An 18081-nucleotide genomic window follows, 5' to 3' on the forward strand; every position below is an offset into this window, starting at 1 on the left:
GTCGGACACAGGGACACACAGGAGTTGGAGGCCTCGCATGACTGCCGGGAGCCGGAAAGTCGCCGTCGTCGGAGTCGCTCTCTCCGACTGCGGCCGGGTGGACGACACGACGCCGTACGCCCTGCACGCCCAGGCGGCCCGCCGCGCGCTGGCCGACGCGGGACTGGGCCGGGAGGTGGTCGACGGCTTCGCCTCCGCCGGGCTCGGCACGCTGGCCCCGGTGGAGGTGGCCGAGTATCTGGGCCTGCGCCCCACCTGGGTCGACTCCACCTCGGTCGGCGGCGCCACCTGGGAGGTGATGGCGGCGCACGCGGCGGACGCGATAGCCGCCGGTCACGCGAGGGCCGTACTCCTGGTCTACGGCTCGACCGCCCGCGCCGACATCAAGGCGGGCCGGCGCACGGGGAACCTGTCCTTCGGCGCGCGCGGCCCGCTCCAGTTCGAGGTGCCCTACGGCCACACGCTGATCGCCAAGTACGCCATGGCGGCCCGCCGGCACATGATCGAGTACGGCACGACGATCGAGCAGCTGGCCGAGGTGGCGGTCCAGGCACGGGCGAACGCGGCCCTGAACCCGGAGGCGATGTTCCAGGACCCGATCACGGTGGACGACGTCCTGTCCGGCCCGATGATCGCGGACCCCTTCACCAAGCTGCACTGCTGCATCCGCTCCGACGGCGGCGCGGCGGTGCTGCTGGCCGCCGAGGAACTCGTCCGGGACTGCCGTACGTCCCCCGTATGGATCCTGGGCGCCGGGGAGCATGTCTCGCACGCCACGATGTCCGAGTGGCCCGACTTCACGACCGGACCGGCGGCGGTCAGCGGGCGGCTGGCGTTCGAACGGGCCGGGGTGCGCCCGCAGGAGATCGACTTCGCGGAGCTCTACGACGCCTTCACCTACATGACGTTGGTGACGCTGGAGGACCTCGGCTTCTGCCGGAAGGGCGAGGGCGGGGCGTTCGTGGAGAAGGGGCGGCTGCTGGTGCGGGGAGGTGAGCTGCCGGTCAACACGGACGGGGGCGGGCTGTCGGCCCAGCATCCCGGGATGCGGGGACTGTTTCTGCTGGTGGAGGCGGTTCGTCAGCTGCGCGGGGAGGGCGGGGAGCGCCAGGTGTGGGGGCGCGGCGGGCCGGGGGAGCCGCCTCGGCTGGGGGTGGCTTCGGCGACCGGGGGATGGTTCTGTTCGTCGGGGACGTTGGTACTGGGGAGGGAATGAGACGATCGCCCAGCCTTTCGAGAGGACACAGGCAATGGCCCTGACCCGCGAAGAGCGCGAACAGTTCCTGGCCGAACCCCATGTCGCCGCGCTGGCGGTGAACGCGGGCACGGGGCGCGCCCCTCTGACCGTGCCGATCTGGTACCAGTACGAGCCCGGCGGCGAGGTCTGGATCATGACCGGTGCGGATTCCCGCAAGAACGAGCTGATCCAGCCCGCGGGCCGCTTCTCCCTGATGGTCGACCGGCTGGATCCGACGATCCGCTACGTGTCGGTCGAGGGCCCGGTCGTCAGGACCGCCCCCGCCACGATCGAGCTGCTCCGGGAGCTCGCGGCCCGCTATCTCCCGGCCGAGAAGGTCGACGGCTATGTCGACTTCGCCTGGAAGAACCACGGCGAGCAGGTGGTCGTCCACATGCGGCCCGAGCGCTGGGTCTCCTCGGACCTCGGTCAGGTGTGAACCGGCGCGGCACGCGACAATCGGCGCATGGGAACGGAACTTCATGAGCTGCTGAGGTCGTTGCGGGTGTGGGACGTGGAGCTGCCCTCCTTCGACCCGGCGGACGCCCCCGCCGACCCGCTCGCCCTGTTCACGACGTGGTTCGCGGAGGCGGTCGCGGCCGGACAGGTCGAACCGCACACGATGTCCCTCGCCACCTGCGACGCGGAGGGCCGGCCGGACGTACGGACCGTGATGCTGCACGGCGCCGACACCTCCGGCTGGTCCTTCGCGACCCACTCCGGCAGCCGCAAGGGCCGCCAGCTGGCGGCCCGTCCGCACGCGGCCCTCGGCTTCTACTGGCCGGCCCAGGGCCGCCAGGTGCGCCTGCGAGGCCAGGTGAAGGCGGCGCCCTCCGCCGAGTCCCAGGCCGATCTGCACGCGCGCTCGACCGGTGCCCTGGCGGCGGCCCTGACCGGCCGTCAGAGCGAGACCCTGTCGTCGCTGGAGGAGTTGGCACAGGAGTCCCGGACCGCCTGGGAACGGGCCCAGCAGGAACCGGACGCCCCGGTGCCGTCCTGGACCCTGTACCACCTGCGCCCCGACGAGGTGGAGTTCTTCCAGGGCGACGCGGCGCGACGGCATGTACGGCTGGTGTATCGCCGTACCGAGGACGAGGGGTGGGTCAGGGAACTGCTCTGGCCCTAGCCGACGGCCCCGGGCGACGCCGGCATGGTCCGAGTGCCCGTGCTCAGCGGCGGGCGCCGAAATCCTGGGTCCACCAGGGGCCGCCGTCGCCGGGGTGCACGCCGACGCCGATCTCCTTGTAGGAGCAGTTGAGGATGTTGGCCTTGTGGCCCGGACTGTCCATCCAGCCCTTCATGACGGCGGCCGCGTCCGGGTGCCCGACGGCTATGTTCTCGCCGAGCGTGGACCAGCCCGTGTAGCCGGCGGCCTCGGCGCGGGTCACCATCGTCGACCCGTCCGGGCCGGTGTGCGACAGCTTGCCGCTGTCCGCCATGACGTCGCTGTAGTCGTCGGCGGCCTTGGTGAGGCTCGCGTTCTCGGTCACCGGCGCGCAACCGGCCGCCGCGCGCTCCTTGTTGACCAGGTCGATGACCTGGGCCTCGACGCTGTCGCCGGTCGAGCCAGTGGTGGCGGTCGGCTTCGGCTCGACCGGCTTCGGCTCGGTGGTCTGCGGTGCCTCGGTCGCGCTCGGCTTCGGCTCGGCTGCCGCCGGCTTCGTCGGCCGGGGCTTCCGGGTGGGCCCGGTCCCGGCCGGCTTGGAGGCCTTCGGTACGGAGGTCGCCTTGGGCGGCACCGTGGGGACGCGCTTGCGGGCCTCGTCCGCGGCCTTGGCGGCGACCGCCTCGGCCTTCTCCTTCACATGGTCCGGAGTGCCGTCCGGGAACAGACCGGACGGCAGTACACCGGCCGACGCGGCGCCCACACCGAGGGCGGCCGTCACGGCGGCGGCGCCGAGCGTGACGGCGGCCTTGCGCATACGCGCCTTCGGGCGTGCGTGCGGGCTGCGGGGGGTTCGGCGGGGACTCATGACGTACGACACCTCGACATCGGATGGGGGGAACCTGCGACATGGACGGTCCCGGCGTGCGCGAAGGGCGCTGCCGCCGGGACCTCTGGAGGTGCCGTGATCGTATGGCTGTTCGCACGTCTCGAACGCGTGATCCGGTCTCCTTCACAGAGCCTTAAGACACGCATGAGACTGGCATCAGGTTGAGCACTCGGGGAGTCCGGTCAAACCGTGCCACAGCCGACTGACATCACGTCATATCGCTTATACCGATGAGAAGTTGACGTCAGCCGACGAGCCCCGGAATACCGGGAGGCGTCGGCAGCGGCAGCGGGTTCTCGGCGCCGCGCTCGCGGGCCGCCGGGGCGGCCTTGCAGGTCACGTCCTTGGTCGGCAGCTTTCCGGTCGTGAGGTACGCCGTGGCCGGCTTGTCCGCGCAGGACTTGGAGCCGTAGATGCCGTGGCCGACGCCGCCGAGGACCGTGACCATCTTCGCGCCCTTCATGAGCCGGCGCATGCCCTGGCCACTGGCCAGCGGGGTCTGGGAGTCCCACTCGTTCTGGAGGATCAGCGCGCCGACCTTGTTGTCGATCGTGGTGGCGGGCTCGCTGCCGCTCTTCTTCCAGAAGGCGCACGGCTTGATGTTGGACGCGAAGTCGCCGTACAGCGGGTACCGGGCCTTGTCGCGGATCGCGTCGGCGCGGTACCGCTCGGGGTCACGCGGCCAGTTGCGGGTGTCGGCGCAGACGACGGACCAGAAGCCGGCGTCGCCGTTGTCCTCGGGCACGGCGCGGGCGAACGACGGCGGAACCGGCGAGGGCTTCCTGCTCTCGCGCCCACCGGACGCGGGCCTTCCCTCGGCGGCCTTCTTCAGCTCGACGACGGACTCGGCGGCCTCGCGCACACTGAAGAACGTGGCACGGCTGCCGGTGCGGATGTCGTCACCGTTCAGCTTGGTGCCGTCGAGGTCGATCGGCTTGCGGTCGGCCCGGGCGACCAGGTCGTAGAAGGTCTTGCGGACCGCCTCGGGCGTCTTCCCCAGCTTGTACGTGGAGTTGCGCTCGGCGGTCCACTCGGTCCAGCGGGTGAACGCGGGCTCGGTGCCCTCGGCCCAGATCTGGATCATGCCGCGCCAGATCCTGGCCGGGTCGACGGCACTGTCGAGCACGAAACGGTCGGAGCGCCCCGGGAACATCTGCGTGTAGACCGCGCCGAGGTAGGTGCCGTACGAGTAGCCCAGGTAGGAGATCTTCTTCTCGCCGAGCACGGCCCGGATGACGTCCATGTCCCGGGCGGTGTTGCGGGTGGTGATGTGGCGCAGCTTGTCGCCCTGCTTGGCGTCGCACTTCTCGGCGAAGGCACGGGCCCACTTGACGTCCTTGGCGAACGTGGCGGCCTTGTACGGCCGTTCCCAGTTCGCCTCCTCGGGCTCCAGGCCGCAGCTGACCGGGGAGCTCTGGCCGATGCCTCTCGGGTCGAATCCCACGAGGTCGTACTTGGCCTTCACGCTCTTCGGCAGCTCGCTCGCCATCTGCTCGGGCATGTCGACGCCCGGACCGCCGGGGCCGCCTGGGTTGAGCAGCAGCACCCCCCGGCGCTCGGCCGCGGTGCTCGTCTTGAGCCTCGATATCGCGAGGTCGAGCTTCTTGCCGCCGGGGCGGCTGTAGTCGAGCGGCACCTTGATGGTGGCGCACTGGAAGGTGGCCGGCATCTCCCGGTCACAGCGGTGCCAGGCCGGCTTCTGCTGGAGGTACTGGCTCATGGGGTGCGCCGCCGCGGCGGCGGACGCCGTGGCGGGCGTGAGCGCGGGTACCAGCGTGGCGACGGTACCGGCCGCCAGGAGACAGGCTGTTCGACTGCTTCGCACGTGGGGGGTCCCTCGAATCGGTGCTGATGAGACGCACCAACCCTGTCGTGCGGGACAGTTGGGCGAATCCATCGAGAAGACACGGTTGGTCCCACTTCGGTCGGACGGCCGGGCGGAACAGATGGTCCCGCAGTCGGACAACCGCGACGGGCTCCACGCCGTCTTGGTGGAGAGGTCCGCGCCGACCGGCCTCGGACGGGCGCCGGGCGCCGCGCCAGGCCACTTCCTTCGGATGATCCGATCGCCGGAGGACTGGAACTCACCGCTGACACCACCGGCGGGCCCTTCGAACCCGTCGACGACCGAGGTCCCACACTCGGGGGATGAGAGAACTCAGGGACGTTGATGCCGGGACGCCACATGCGCAGTTTCTGGCAACAGAGCACTGGAGTCTGCTGGCGACGCGGAGCATGACGTGGCAGGAGATCTTCAGCCGGACCGGGACGTATCTCACGGTGCTGTCGGCCGCGGTCGTGGCGCTCTCGCTGGTGGCCAACGCGGCGGGCTTTGGATCCGAGTTCACGACATTCGCGCTGCTGGTGCTGCCGGTCGTCCTGCTCGTCGGGTTCGGGACGTACTTCCGGCTGATCGAGGCGGACATCGAGGACGCCTGGCTGATCATCGGCATGAACCGGCTACGGCACGCGTACGTCGAGCTCGCACCGGAGCTGGAGCCGTACCTCATCGCGAGCCACCACGACGACCCACCGGGGATCTGGACGACCTACAGCTTCCGCCGCCGAATCGGGGTGACGCACTGGCTGTCCGGCTCACCCGTTGTCGTCGGCATCATCAACTCCGTCGTCACCGCCGTCCTGGCCGCGGTGGTCTGTGAGGCTGCCGGCTCGGGGGAAACCCTGCGGATCCTGGTCGCCTGCGCCACGGCCGTCGTGACCGCGGCCGTCCTGGGCTTCCTCGGCCTCCGCAAGGTGCACGAGGTGTCCCGCGGCTATCAGCCGCGCTTCCCCAGTGAGGAATCACGACGGTCCGCGGGTTGAGGCCGCCGGAGCCCCGGCCGGCACGTCGGGAGGACCCGACCGGCATCTGCCTAGAGACGCCGGGCCCCCCGGAAGTCGTACGCCGCGAAGTCGGCCACCGCCCGGTAACCGATGCGCTGGTAGAGGCTGTTGCTCGTCTGGTTGGCCAGGTCGGTGAAGAGCAGCAGTTCACGGATCCCGGCGGCGAGTACGGCCCGGCTGGCGGCCGCGGTCGCCGCGCCGGCGTATCCGCGCCCGCGCAGATGGGCCGGGGTGTAGACGGGGGCGATCCGTACCTGGCCGGCGACCACCGGGGTCACTCCGGCCATGGCGAGGGGAGTACCGTCCTCGCCCTCCCAGAAGGTGACGCCTCCGTAGGCGATGCGCGAGTCGACCCACGCGCCGGCGTCGCGGGCGGCGTGATCGCCGACGGCCTCGACGAACTCGCCGTACCAGCGGATCAGTCGCTCACGGTCCCCCTGGCCGGCGATCCGGGCACGGCCCGCCGGAAGGGGCTGCGGCACGGTCAAATTGCCCAGCCGGTAGAGGCGTTGACCCTGGCTGACCGTGCCCCGGGCGCCCGTGTGCCGACGCCATGCCGCGGTGAAGGCCTCCGCGGTCTCACGGGCCGCTATGACGCCGGGGACCGGGTGCCGCAGGGCGACCAGATGGGCGGCGAGGGCCTCGGCCTCGTCGGGGGTGAGGGGGGTGACGTTCAGCCGGTAGGGCGGGGTGCGGAAGTACGCGGCCCGGACCTGCCCGTCCAGTTCCAACGCGCCGAAGAGCGGCGGCTCGTCACCGTACGCCCGCAGCCCGCCCGTACGCAGCGTCTCGGTCACCGTCAGGGGGACGGTGTGCAGATCCGGGCGTGAGCGCAGGAAGCCGCCGGCGTGCGAGAGGAAAGCGGTGAGGTCCTGAGTGCTGTACCAGTCGTCCGGGCGCATAGCTCATGATCCCGCGCCCACGCCGGGGATGTGCACGAATTTCCGCCGCAGACACGAAGCCACCACAAGCGCCCACTCTGTGGTGGGGGTTGGGGGGCGTGGGGTTCACGGGTGGGTGGGGTTGGGGGTTGACGTCCCGGCTTACGGCCTGTGGGCCTCCCGCCCCCCGGCCCGCACCCTAGGGGGTGACGTCCGGGTCGGTAGCGAGTCGCGCGTGCAGGTGCACGTCCCGGAACGCGTCCTGGCGCTCCGCCTCCCACATCGCGCCGCGCAGCGTCCCCTCGTAGCGGAATCCGCAGCGCTCGGCGATGTGGCAGGAGGCGTCGTGGCCGATGGCGTGGCCGAGTTCGAGGCGGTGCAGGCCGAGGCCGTCCGGCTCGGCGAGGGCCCAGCGGGCGGCGATGGTCAGCGCGTGGGTCGCGACGCGGCGACCGCGGGCTTCGGGCAGCACCCAGTAGCCGACACGGGCGCAGCTCATGAGCCGGTCGATGACATTGACGCCGACGTGGCCGAGGGGTGCGCCGGTGGCGGCGTCCGTGATGCAGTACGCCGCCGAGTTGCCGCTCGCCACGTTCTCGGCCGACGCGCGCAGGGAGTCACGGGCGCTGTCGAGGTCGGAGGTGATCTTCAACGGGGTGTTCCAGCGCTGGAATTCCGGATCTGTGCGCCCCCGGAACCAGATCTCGGCGTCGGCCTCGGAGTCCCCGTCCCAGGGGCGCAGACGCAGGCCGTGACCGTGCAGGTCGGGAAGCAGGTGGGGGCGTGGGTGGTGGCGTCCGCCGGCGATGGTCATGGACTCATTGAAACCACCCGGCGATCAACGCGACACCCCTTTTCGCCGGAACACCGGCACCCCGTCCCGGAAGACGACCTCCAGCTCCGCCCCGGCCCGCAGCCGCCCGGCGTCCGCGCACTCCACGACCTCGGTCATCATGCGCGGCCCTTCGGCGAGTTCGACGACGGCGGCGACGTACGGCGTCCGCTGCCCGAAGGGCGGTAGGTCGTTGCGGTGGACGACGGACCAGGTGTAGAGGGTGGCGAGGCCGACGGCCGTCTCCCATTCGACGTCCTCGCTCCAGCAATGGGGGCAGAACTCGCGGGGGTAGTGGTGGGCGCGCCCGCAGCCACCGCACCGGCGGATGAGCAGCCGCCCGCTCGCCGCCGCGTCCCAGTAGGTACGGGTGAAGGCGTCGGCCTCCGGAGCGTCGTACCGCTGTGGCCCCGCCTCAGGAACACCTTCCCGCCGGGCCCCCACCTCCGGAACACCGTCCCCCCGCGCCCCCACCTCCGGAACACCGTCCCGCCGTCCGCCCATCAGAACAGCCCCAACGCGCTGTCCACCGACCACGACTGCCACGACATCCCGAACAGCGCGACGACCGAGATCAGCGCCATCATCGAGTTCTGGCCCTGCTCGGCCCAGTCGTGGATCATCAGGACGAAGTAGAGGACGTTCAGCAGCAGTCCGCCGACGAGGGCGATCGGGGTGAGGAACCCGAGCACGAGCCCGAGGCCCAGTGCCAGCTCCGCGTACAGGACGACGTACGCCATGGTCCGTGGGCGGGGCGTGACGACGACCTCGAAGCCGGACCGCACGGCGTTCCAGCGGTGCTTGCCCGCCACCTCGGCCGCCCACGCGATCCCGGACCCCTCGAACCAGCTCTTCTTGTCCTTGTGCCGCCAGCTCTCCAGCCACCACAGCCCGAGGCCTATCCGGAGCACGGCCAGCCATTCCGCACCTGTGAGCCAGATCGCGTCCATGGATCTGACGGTACGTCAGATAAAGAGGTCCTGACAATCGCCTGTGCGTCCGCGATGAATCCGGCCAGACCCGACAGAATTGTTGGCAATTTCGTCGGCACCGGATTACGTTCGCTGACGCAAGGACCGAGGAAGCCCGGGATGTCGTAGCAACCGAGGAGAGTCACGTCGTGAAGCACAGGGCAGTCAGGCGCAGGAGCGTGGTCATCGGAATCGGGGCGACCGCCGGGGTCGCGGCGGCGGGGGGCATCGCGCTGACGGCCCAGGCGTCGGGCGGTACGGCCGCCGCGGGCTCCTCGTCCGGGTCCGGGTCCGGGTCGGACGCCCTGGTCTTCGACAAGGACGCGTACTCGACCCTGACGACGACCATCACGGACGCCGACGGCGCCGACCACGAGGTGGAGTACCGCTTCTACAAGGCGATCACGTACGTCGCCAAGCCGGTCGACGAGAAGTACCAGAGCCTGAACGTCAGCGTTCCGGTGAAGATCGACGGCAGTGCGGTGGACGCGACGAACGCCCCGATCCTCTTCGCGAACTCGGTGGGCGGTTACATGCCGTCCTCGGTCGCGGACGCGACGGGTGTGGGCGGGGGTGGCATGACGGGGATGCCGGGCGGCGGCACGTCGGCGTCGCCCGGCACATCGGCATCGGCCTCGACCTCCCCTTCTCCTTCGGCTTCGGCATCGGGTGAGGTGGCGTCCGGCGGAAACGGCATGGTGACCGCCCAGGGCGGGATGGTGAGCCTCCCGAAGCTGGCGCTGGCGGCGGGATACGTGGTCGTCGAACCCGGCGCCCGCGGCCGCACCCTGGTGGACTCCGACGGCACGTACTACGGCGTGGCCCCCGCCGCGATCGTCGACCTGAAGGCCGCGGTCCGTTACGTACGGTCCAACAAGGGCCGCATACCCGGCAACGTGGACCGCATCGTCTCGTCCGGCACGAGCGCCGGCGGCGCGCTGTCCTCCCTGCTCGGCGCGTCCGGCGACAGCCCGCTCTACGACAAGCTGCTGCGGGCGATCGGCGCGGCCGACGCCAGCGACGCGATCTTCGCCACGGGCGCCTGGTGCCCGATCACGGATCTGGAGCACGCGGACGGCGCGTATGAGTGGAACTGGGGCGCGAACCCGACGAGTTCCGGTTCCTCGGTCGACCAGACGGTGTCGAAGGAACTCCAGTCGCAGTTCGCCGAGTACCAGGCGTCCCTGAGGCTGAAGGGCCTCGGCGGCTTCGGCACCCTCACCGCCCGCAACTACGACGAGTACTTGCTCAAGCAGTACATGGAGCCGTCGGCGACGAGGTACCTGGCGGCCCTGTCGGACGCGGACCGGACGTCGTACCTGGCCGCCAACCCCTTCATCACCTGGTCCGGCGGCAGGGCGGCCTTCTCCTGGGCGGACTTCCTCACCCACGTCGGCGCCCGCAAGAAGTCGACGCCGGCCTTCGACGCGTTCGACCTGTCGGCGGGCGAGAACAACCTCTTCGGCAAGGGCACCACGCAGGCCCGCCACTTCACCCTCTACAGCCTCCGCCACGCATCCGGCAGCAGCGCCCGCCTCGACAGCGACCTCCCCGAGACACTGCGCCTGATGAACCCGATGCACTTCCTGGTGGAGAAGGCCAACCCGAAGCGCACGAAGCACTGGTGGATCCGCCTCGGTACGAAGGACTCCGACACGTCCCACACGGTGTCGGCCAACCTCGCCGCCGCCGCGAACGCCCTCGGCGACGAGGTCGACCACCTCTACTACTGGGACGAGGGCCACGGCGCGAACTCCGACCCGGGCGACTTCATCAAGTGGATCGCCCGCATCAGCGGCCACGGGGCGGCGAACAAGCGGTAGCCCCCGCCCGCCCCTTGCGGCCCACGAACGCGGTACCGGTTTCCCGTCATGACACCGGCCACCGCCCACATGACGCCGAGTTCCCGCGAAGGCGGGGGCTCGGCGTCGTACCGTCGGCCCCGCCTTCTGACGTTGACCCAGTACAAGCGGCATGCGCATAATCCGCCGGCTGGCGGAGGCCGCTGGTGGACAAGGGGGCAGCATGTGCGGACATTGCGATCGCGACGAGACCATTGCTGCGATCGCGCGCAATGCCGCGGCGCCGGCCGATGTATTGATCAGGCTTCTGTGTGAGGAAGCCAACGGGGCCTGGAGCACATTCGCTTGGCGCGCTCTGCCGGACGAGGTGGTCGATGCCATCGTTGTGCACCCAGACCGCAGGCTGCGGGGCGCGTTGGCTGACAACTTCGCCGTGACGGCGGAACAGCGCGCCCGACTCGTGGACGATCTCGATCCGTGGGTCCGCAATGCTCTGGCCATCGGACCCGAACCGTTCCGCATCCCCGTGCAGCCACTGCCCCTGCCCACTCAGCAACGCCTGCTTGCCGACCCGAAGCCGTCGATCCGTCGCAGCGCGGCCTTCAGCCGCCACGCGACGCCGAGCCTGGTCGCCGGGCTTGCCGACAACCCCGACGCGGGCCTTAGGCAGGCAGCCTGCCGGCAGTGGAGTCTGCTCACCGAGGACACCCGAAGCCGATTGCTCAGGGACGACGACGGCGACGTACGCCGGGCCGCCATGCTGAAGGCCTGTTCGGACGACCCCAACTACACGGACCGTCTTCTCGGCGCGGAAGTCGGCGACCTCGACAGGTACGACGTGATCAGGCGCGGCGCCATGAGCTTGGCGACCGCCCAACGGCTTGCGGCAAGCACCGAGGAGCGAGACCGGCAGGAGCTGGCGTCCAACCTCAACGTCCCCATTGACATCGTCAGGACGCTGGCGAACGACGAGGCGCACAGCGTACGACTGGCGGTTTCGGTACGGCCCGAGCTGACGGAGCACGAACGTGCCGCCATCGACGTCACCATCCGACCGTCCGACCGGTCGTACCCCGTCGAGTGGGTTCGGCTCTGCACCGATCCCGACGTCCTGCGCCAGTGCGCCAGGTCGGCCAGCACCCTGCTACGGCGCAGCGCCGCCTGCTGCCGGCACCTGCCCGCCGACGCCATCGCCCTGCTGTCGAAGGACGACGATCACGCCGTGCGTCTCCTGCTGTGTGAGAACCAACCGACCGTCGACGGCGAGGTCGTGCTGCACACCTACCTCGAGTGCCGGGTCATCACCAGGGGGGCGCTACAGGCCCACCCGAACTTCCCGAGAGCGGGCAACGGACACCGCTTCGCCAACGATCCGGATCCGGAGAAACGGCGGCTGGTGGGGCTCGACTCCGAAGCGCCCGTCGACGTTGTGGTCCGATTGCTCGCCGACCCCGACCCCCTTGTACGCACCATGGCAGCCGCGCACCCCGCGCTGCCGGTCGACCTCGTACTCAGGAGCTGTGCGATTCCAGAGCTCTCTTCCCGGGCACTCAGCAACCCAAGCCTTCCGGCAGAGGCCATGCACGAGTACCTGGACGCTGCGGGCATCCCTCGCTGATGCGGCCGGCCCCCGCCCCGTCAGCTCGTCTGTTGTCCCGGGCTACGTCGCCAGGCCGGTGCGACTGCCTCCAGGGTCCAGCCGTCCTCGGTGGTGGTGTGCAGCCCTCCGCCGAAAAGGCCCGCGATGCGTACGCGGCTCCCGGCGATGGCTCCGAGTCCGGGCCAGGACGGGTCGGCAACTGCGTCGGGGGTGCTGTCCTCCGGATCGGGGTCGCGATCCCTCCCGCCCGCCCGTAGTCCGCCCTGTCCCGACCCGCCCCAAGTCCACCCCACCCCCACAACCAAGAGACCTACGCCACAGTCCCCACCCACCCCTCCTACAGCCGTGATCGATCCGCAACCAATTCCGGGCTTGACCGAGACCCATCAAGCGGCTGTGTGATTACGCTCCGACCATGGTCGATTCCCCCCAGCACACGGACCGCCCCGTCACGGACCAGCCCGCCGCGGACCGCCCCGTCTATGTCATAGGCGGCGGCCCCGGTGGTCTCTCCGTCGCGTACGCCCTGCGTGCCCGGGGGCTGCGTGCCGTTGTGCTGGAGAAGTCGGACCGGATAGGCGCCTCATGGCGACGGCACTACGACCGGCTGCATCTGCACACCACCCGGCGGCTGTCGGGCCTGCCCGGACTGCCGATGCCGCGGCGCTTCGGGCGCTGGGTGTCGCGGGACGACGTGGTGCGGTACCTGGAGAAGTACGCCGAGGTCCACGAGTTGGAGATCGTCACCGGCGTCGAGGTCTCCCGCGTCGAGCCCTCGCCCGACGGCTCCGGCTGGCTGCTGCGCGCCACCGGGGGCCGCGAACTGACCGGCGCCGCCGTCGTCGTGGCCACCGGGCACAACCACACCCCGCGCATCCCGGACTGGCCGGGGCGGGACAAGTACACCGGCGAGTTCCTGCACGCCGGCGAGTACCGCACCCCCGCGCCCTACGCCGGCCGCGACGTCCTCGTCGTCGGCGTGGGCAACACCGGTGCCGAGATCGCCGTGGACCTCGTGGAGGGCGGCGCGTCGCGCGTGCGGCTTGCCGTGCGCACCACCCCGCACATCGTGCGCCGCTCCACCGCCGGGTGGGCCGCCCAGTTCACCAGCATTCTCGTACGGCGGCTGCCGGTCCGGCTCGTCGACCGGCTGGCCAGACCCATGGCCAGGATCAGCGTGCCGGATCTCGCGGACCGGGGGCTGCCGCGTCCCGAAACCGGCCTGTACAGCCGGGTCAAGGACGGAGCGATCCCGGTTCTCGACGTCGGTCTCGTCGACGCCGTGCGCAACGGGCGGATCGAGATCGTGGCCGCCGTCGACGGGTTCGAGGACGGGAAGGTCCACCTCACCGACGGCAGTCTCGTCTCGCCGGACGTCGTCATCGCCGCCACCGGATACGTCCGCGCGCTGGAGGACCTCGTCGGCCACCTCGACGTTCTCGACGAGCGGGGCAAGCCCGTCGTCCAGGGCGCCCGGACCCCGTCCGACGCGCCCGGCATGTACTTCACCGGCTTCACCAACCCCATCAGCGGCAATCTCCGCGAGATGGCGATCGACGCGCAGCGGATAGCCAAGGCCATCGCCGGCGACCGCCGCCGCCAGGTCTCCCGCTTGCCGGTCTGAGCCCACCTCACCCCTCAACCCGCCCTCCTCAATCCTCAATCCTCTTACCAGGCACTCCCGTTACTTGTGAGTCAGAAGTAGCGGGAGAGCTGTACGGCGCCCTCGTGCGGAGCCAGAATGTGAGCCCTGTTCAGCTTTCCGGCTGCACTCCCTCACGCTCCCGCTCTTCGCAACGACGGAGGACGCACGTGGCACGCGAAGGACAACTCCCCCAGCACTCCTCACCCGTTGGACCCGATGAACCCGCTGGACCCGACCTGCCCGCTGGACCCGACCTATCCGTTGGACCCGACGAACCCGTTGGACCCGCTGAGCCCGTTGAGGCCGTTGAGGCCTCCCGACCGGACAGGATCTCCCGGCGCTCCCTCCTCGGCGGCGCCGCAGCCACCATCGGCGCCGCCACCCTCACCGCCACCGCCGCCGGCCCCGCCTCGGCCGCCACCACCCGCGACGTCGACGTCGCCATCGTCGGCGCCGGTCTCGCCGGACTCACCGCGGCCCGCGATCTCGTGGCCGGCGGCAAGTCGGTCGTCGTGCTGGAGGCCCGTGACCGGGTCGGCGGGCGGGTGGTGGGGCTCGGCCTCGCGGGCGGGGGTGTCACCGAAGGCGGTGGGGAGTTCATCGGCCCTACCCAGGACCGCGTCAAGGCCCTCGCCGACTCCCTCGGCGTGACGACCTTCACCACCTACAACTCCGGCAACAACCTCCTGTACAAGGACGGCAGAAAGACCCCTTACGCCACCGACGGCATCCTCGGCTCGGTCCCGCCCATCGACGCCGCCGGACTCGCCAACGCCGCGATCGTGCAGGCCAAGCTCAACGACCTGGCTAAGGCGATCCCCGCCGACGCCCCCTGGACCGCCGCCAAGGCCGACGAATGGGACCGGCAGACCTTCGAGAGCTGGCTGCGCGCCAACGCCGTCATCCCCTCCGCCAAGTTCCTCTTCGACGTGGCCTGTACGTCGATCTTCTCGGCCGAGCCCCGTGAACTCTCCTTCCTCTTCGTCCTCTTCTACATCGCCGCCGCCGGCGACGCGGCCAACCCCGGCACCCTGGAACGCCTCACCGAGACCGCGAACGGCGCCCAGGAACTGCGCTTCGTCGGCGGCTCCCAGCTGCTGCCGGTGAAACTCGCCGCCTCGCTCGGCGACCGGGTGGTGCTGAGCGCCCCGGTGCGCACGATCACCAAGTCCGGCACCAGGTACGTCGTGACGGCCGATGGCATCACCGTCAACGCCCGGAAGGTCGTCGTCGCCGTACCTCCGCCCCTCGCCGCCCGCATCACCTACGACCCCCTCCTGCCGGCCGCCCGCGACCAGCTCACCCAGCGCCTGCCGATGGCCTCGGTCGCCAAGGCGATCGCCGTCTACGACACCCCCTTCTGGCGGGCCGACGGGTTCAACGGCCAGGTCGTCAGCGACACCGGGGTCATCAGCTCCACCTTCGACAACTCCCCGCCCGACGCCTCCTACGGCGCGCTGATGGGCTTCATCGAGGCCGACGAGGCCCGCAAACTGGACGCGGCGAGCGAGGCGGAGGTCCGGGCCGCCGTGCTGAAGGACTACACGACGTACTTCGGCGAGAAAGCCTCCTCCCCTTCCTCCTTCGTCCTGCAACGTTGGAACAACGAGGCCTACACCCGCGGCGGCCCCGTCTCCATCGCCGCACCCGGTGTCCTGACCCAGTACGGCCCCGCCCTGCGCGAACCGGTCGGCGGCATCCACTGGGCCGGGACGGAGACCTCCACGTACTGGATGGGCTTCATGGACGGAGCGGTGCGGTCGGGTGAGCGGGTGGCGAAGGAGGTGCTGGCGGTGCTGTGAAGGGCAGGGGGCAGGCGCCCCGCGCGAACAGACCCTGACAATGAGAGCCGCCGAACAGTCCGACCAGGTCCGACCAGGTCCGACCGAGCAGCCGGAGCAACCCCGGACAACGCCGAACCGCACATCCCGTTCAACTTTGCGTGCACAGCCGTTCCTGACACAGCGTCAGTTCCTTTAATCTGACACTGCGTCAGTTAATCGCTGTCACACAGGAGCGGGCGGACCGATGCTTGGATCAACCCACGGCACCCTCACCACCGACTCCCGCCGGGCCCGGGTCATCGCCTGTGGCGAGCAGCCCGGGCCCGCCGTCCACGGCCGGCCCGCCGAGGTCGACGATCTCGATGTCAGCGGCCGCCCCCTGTACTCCGACGTGCCCGATCTGGACCGCCTCTTCCGGCCCGAGGCGGTCGCCGTGATCGGCGCCTCGGACGCCGAGGGCCGGCCGAACACCGGAGTCACCCGCCAACTGATCGCCTGGTCCGAGCGGGTCGGCGCCCGGCTCCACCCCGTACATCCGAGCCGCGCTTCCGTCTTCGGCATCCCTTGCTCCCCTTCCGTCGCCGACCTGCCCGAACAGGTCGATCTCGCCGTACTGCTGGTCGCCGACCCCCTTCCGGTCATCGAGCAACTGGCCGAGACCAAGGTGAAGTTCGCCGTGGTCTTCGCCTCCGGGTTCGCGGAGACCGGCGAGGAGGGCGCCGCCGCGCAGGACCGGCTCACCGCCGCCGTCGAGCGGTCCGGGATGCGGCTGCTGGGCCCCAACACCAACCTCAACGCCTTCGAGCGGTTCCGGGACGACCTCGACGGCCCGGCCATCGCCCTCATCACCCAGTCCGGCCACCAGGGGCGCCCCGTCTTCGCCCTCCAGGAACTCGGCATCCGTCTCTCCCACTGGGCACCCACCGGCAACGAGGCCGACCTGGAGACCGCCGACTTCATCTCCTACTTCGCCGAGCGGCCCGAGGTCGGCGCCATCGCCGCCTACGTCGAAGGGCTCAAGGACGGCCGCGCCTTCCTGCTCGCCGCCGACCGCGCCGCCCGCCGCAAGGTGCCGGTCGTCGCCGTCAAGGTCGGCCGCACCGAGACCGGCGCCCGTACGGCCGCCTCACACACGGGCAAGCTGACCGGCGCGGACGCGGTGGTGGACGCGGCGATGCGGCAGTACGGAGTGATCCGGGTCGACGGTCTCGACGAACTCCAGGACACCGCGACCCTGTTGGCCCGCGCCCGCCCGCCCCGTGCCGAGGGCGTCGTCGTCTATTCGATCTCGGGCGGCACGGGCGCGCACTTCGCGGACCTGGCGACCGAGGCGGGGCTCAGGCTGCCGGCCCTGTCCGCCGCCAAGCAGACCGAGCTGCACCAGTGGATACCCGACTACCTGAGCGTGGCCAACCCGGTCGACAACGGCGGCCATCCGGTCGGCGACCACCGCGGCCGGAAGATCATCGACGCCCTCCTCGACGACCCCGAGGTGGGGGTGCTGATCTGCCCGATCACCGGGCCCTTCCCGCCCCTGAGCGACCGGCTCGTGCGGGACCTGGTGGACGCCGCCGAGCAGACCGACAAGCTGGTCTGCGTGGTGTGGGGGTCGCCGGTCGGCACCGAGCCGGCCTACCGCGAGGTCCTGCTCGGCTCCTCGCGCGTGGCCACCTTCCGCACCGTGGCGAACTGCATCACCGCCGTGCGCGCCTACCTCGACCACCACCGCTTCGTCAGCGGCTACCGCTCCCCCTTCGACGAGGCCCCGCGCACCCCCTCGCCGTCCTACCGCAAGGCGCAGGCACTGATGCGCCCGGGCCAGCAGCTCAGCGAGCACGCGGCGAAGCAGCTGCTGCGGGCGTACGGCATCCGAGTCCCGCGCGAGCAGCTGGTGACCAGCGCGGCGGCGGCCGTACGGGCCGCGGGGCTGGTGGGCTACCCCGTGGTCATGAAGGCGTCCGGCGCCCGGATCGCGCACAAGACCGAGCTCGGCCTGGTCAAGATCGGACTGACCTCGGCGAGCCAGGTCCGCGACGCCTACCGTGAGTTGACGGACATCGCCCGCTACGAGGACGTCTCCCTGGACGGCGTCCTGGTCTGCCAGATGGTCGAGCGGGGCGTCGAGATGGTCGTCGGCGCCGGGCACGACGAACTCTTCGGGCCGACCCTGACGGTCGGGCTGGGCGGGGTACTGGTGGAGGTGCTGAACGACACCGCCGTACGCGTGCCGCCCTTCGGTGAGGAGCAGGCTCGGGACATGTGTGCCGAGCTGCGCGGGCGGGCCCTCCTCGACGGGGTCAGGGGGCGGCCCCCGGCGGACCTCGACGCGCTGGTGGAGGTCGTCCTGCGGGTGCAGCGCATGGTGCTGGAACTCGGGGACGAGCTCGCCGAGCTCGACATCAATCCGCTGATGGTGCTGCCGAGGGGGCAGGGCGCGGTGGCGCTGGACGCGTTGGTGGTGTGCCGCTGACATGACTACCGACCGTGAGAT

At 70.7% G+C, this 18081-nt stretch carries 15 protein-coding genes; 9 read left to right on the forward strand and 6 right to left on the reverse strand.

Annotated features, from left to right (window positions below):
• Positions 1–37: 37 nt before the first annotated feature.
• From ACIQWG_RS34100 to ACIQWG_RS34110, 3 genes are read left to right on the forward strand one after another with little or no spacing between them, the layout of a single operon-like run.
• Positions 38–1216 carry a thiolase C-terminal domain-containing protein gene (locus ACIQWG_RS34100; protein ID WP_404102714.1) on the forward strand — a complete coding sequence of 393 codons (1179 nt, stop codon included), beginning with the start codon at positions 38–40 and terminating at the stop codon, positions 1214–1216.
• A 34-nt stretch (positions 1217–1250) separates the two neighbouring features.
• The gene (locus ACIQWG_RS34105) at positions 1251–1676 is read left to right on the forward strand and encodes a pyridoxamine 5'-phosphate oxidase family protein (RefSeq protein WP_404102715.1); all 426 of its coding nucleotides are present in this window, start codon (positions 1251–1253) and stop codon (positions 1674–1676) included.
• A gap of 27 nt (positions 1677–1703) precedes the next feature.
• Complete coding sequence (locus ACIQWG_RS34110) at positions 1704–2363, forward strand: pyridoxal 5'-phosphate synthase (RefSeq protein WP_404102717.1); 660 nt, start codon at positions 1704–1706, stop codon at positions 2361–2363.
• A 43-nt stretch (positions 2364–2406) separates the two neighbouring features.
• On the opposite strand, the gene ACIQWG_RS34115 is transcribed toward ACIQWG_RS34110, so the two are convergent.
• Entirely contained in the window at positions 2407–3210 is an 804-nt protein-coding gene (locus ACIQWG_RS34115; RefSeq protein WP_404102719.1) for a CAP domain-containing protein, read from the reverse strand.
• 265 nt (positions 3211–3475) lie between these two features.
• A complete protein-coding gene (locus tag ACIQWG_RS34120; protein WP_404102721.1) occupies positions 3476–5056 on the reverse strand; it encodes an alpha/beta hydrolase in 1581 nt (526 codons plus the stop codon).
• A gap of 410 nt (positions 5057–5466) precedes the next feature.
• On the opposite strand from ACIQWG_RS34120, the gene ACIQWG_RS34125 reads away from it, so the two are divergent.
• Entirely contained in the window at positions 5467–6054 is a 588-nt protein-coding gene (locus tag ACIQWG_RS34125) for a hypothetical protein (RefSeq protein ID WP_404102722.1), read from the forward strand.
• 50 nt (positions 6055–6104) lie between these two features.
• Here ACIQWG_RS34125 and ACIQWG_RS34130 read toward each other — a convergent pair whose 3' ends face one another.
• From ACIQWG_RS34130 to ACIQWG_RS34145, 4 genes are all read right to left on the reverse strand, one after another.
• Positions 6105–6977 (reverse strand): GNAT family N-acetyltransferase, encoded by an 873-nt coding sequence (locus ACIQWG_RS34130; RefSeq protein WP_404102724.1) that lies wholly within the window; start codon positions 6975–6977, stop codon positions 6105–6107.
• Between the two features lie 178 nt (positions 6978–7155).
• A complete protein-coding gene (locus ACIQWG_RS34135) occupies positions 7156–7770 on the reverse strand; it encodes a GNAT family N-acetyltransferase (RefSeq protein ID WP_404102725.1) in 615 nt (204 codons plus the stop codon).
• A 24-nt stretch (positions 7771–7794) separates the two neighbouring features.
• On the reverse strand, positions 7795–8232 hold the full coding sequence (locus tag ACIQWG_RS34140; RefSeq protein WP_404102727.1) for a Zn-ribbon domain-containing OB-fold protein: 438 nt from the start codon (positions 8230–8232) through the stop codon (positions 7795–7797).
• A 59-nt stretch (positions 8233–8291) separates the two neighbouring features.
• A complete protein-coding gene (locus tag ACIQWG_RS34145) occupies positions 8292–8738 on the reverse strand; it encodes a DoxX family protein (RefSeq protein WP_404102729.1) in 447 nt (148 codons plus the stop codon).
• Positions 8739–8908: 170 nt separating this feature from the next.
• Between ACIQWG_RS34145 and ACIQWG_RS34150 the strand changes: the two genes are divergently transcribed.
• The 5 genes from ACIQWG_RS34150 to ACIQWG_RS34170 all read left to right on the forward strand — a co-directional run bounded on the left by ACIQWG_RS34150 (position 8909) and on the right by ACIQWG_RS34170 (position 18060).
• The gene (locus ACIQWG_RS34150; protein ID WP_404102731.1) at positions 8909–10582 is read left to right on the forward strand and encodes a subtype B tannase; all 1674 of its coding nucleotides are present in this window, start codon (positions 8909–8911) and stop codon (positions 10580–10582) included.
• Between the two features lie 151 nt (positions 10583–10733).
• On the forward strand, positions 10734–12179 hold the full coding sequence (locus tag ACIQWG_RS34155) for a hypothetical protein (RefSeq protein ID WP_404102733.1): 1446 nt from the start codon (positions 10734–10736) through the stop codon (positions 12177–12179).
• Between the two features lie 397 nt (positions 12180–12576).
• Positions 12577–13785 (forward strand): flavin-containing monooxygenase, encoded by a 1209-nt coding sequence (locus tag ACIQWG_RS34160; RefSeq protein ID WP_404102736.1) that lies wholly within the window; start codon positions 12577–12579, stop codon positions 13783–13785.
• A 350-nt stretch (positions 13786–14135) separates the two neighbouring features.
• The gene (locus ACIQWG_RS34165; RefSeq protein WP_404103500.1) at positions 14136–15608 is read left to right on the forward strand and encodes a flavin monoamine oxidase family protein; all 1473 of its coding nucleotides are present in this window, start codon (positions 14136–14138) and stop codon (positions 15606–15608) included.
• Positions 15609–15834: 226 nt separating this feature from the next.
• Entirely contained in the window at positions 15835–18060 is a 2226-nt protein-coding gene (locus ACIQWG_RS34170; RefSeq protein WP_404102739.1) for an acetate--CoA ligase family protein, read from the forward strand.
• The last annotated feature ends 21 nt before the right edge of the window (positions 18061–18081 follow it).

This window comes from Streptomyces sp. NPDC098781 (genome assembly GCF_044759995.1).
In the GTDB taxonomy this organism is placed as follows: domain Bacteria; phylum Actinomycetota; class Actinomycetes; order Streptomycetales; family Streptomycetaceae; genus Streptomyces.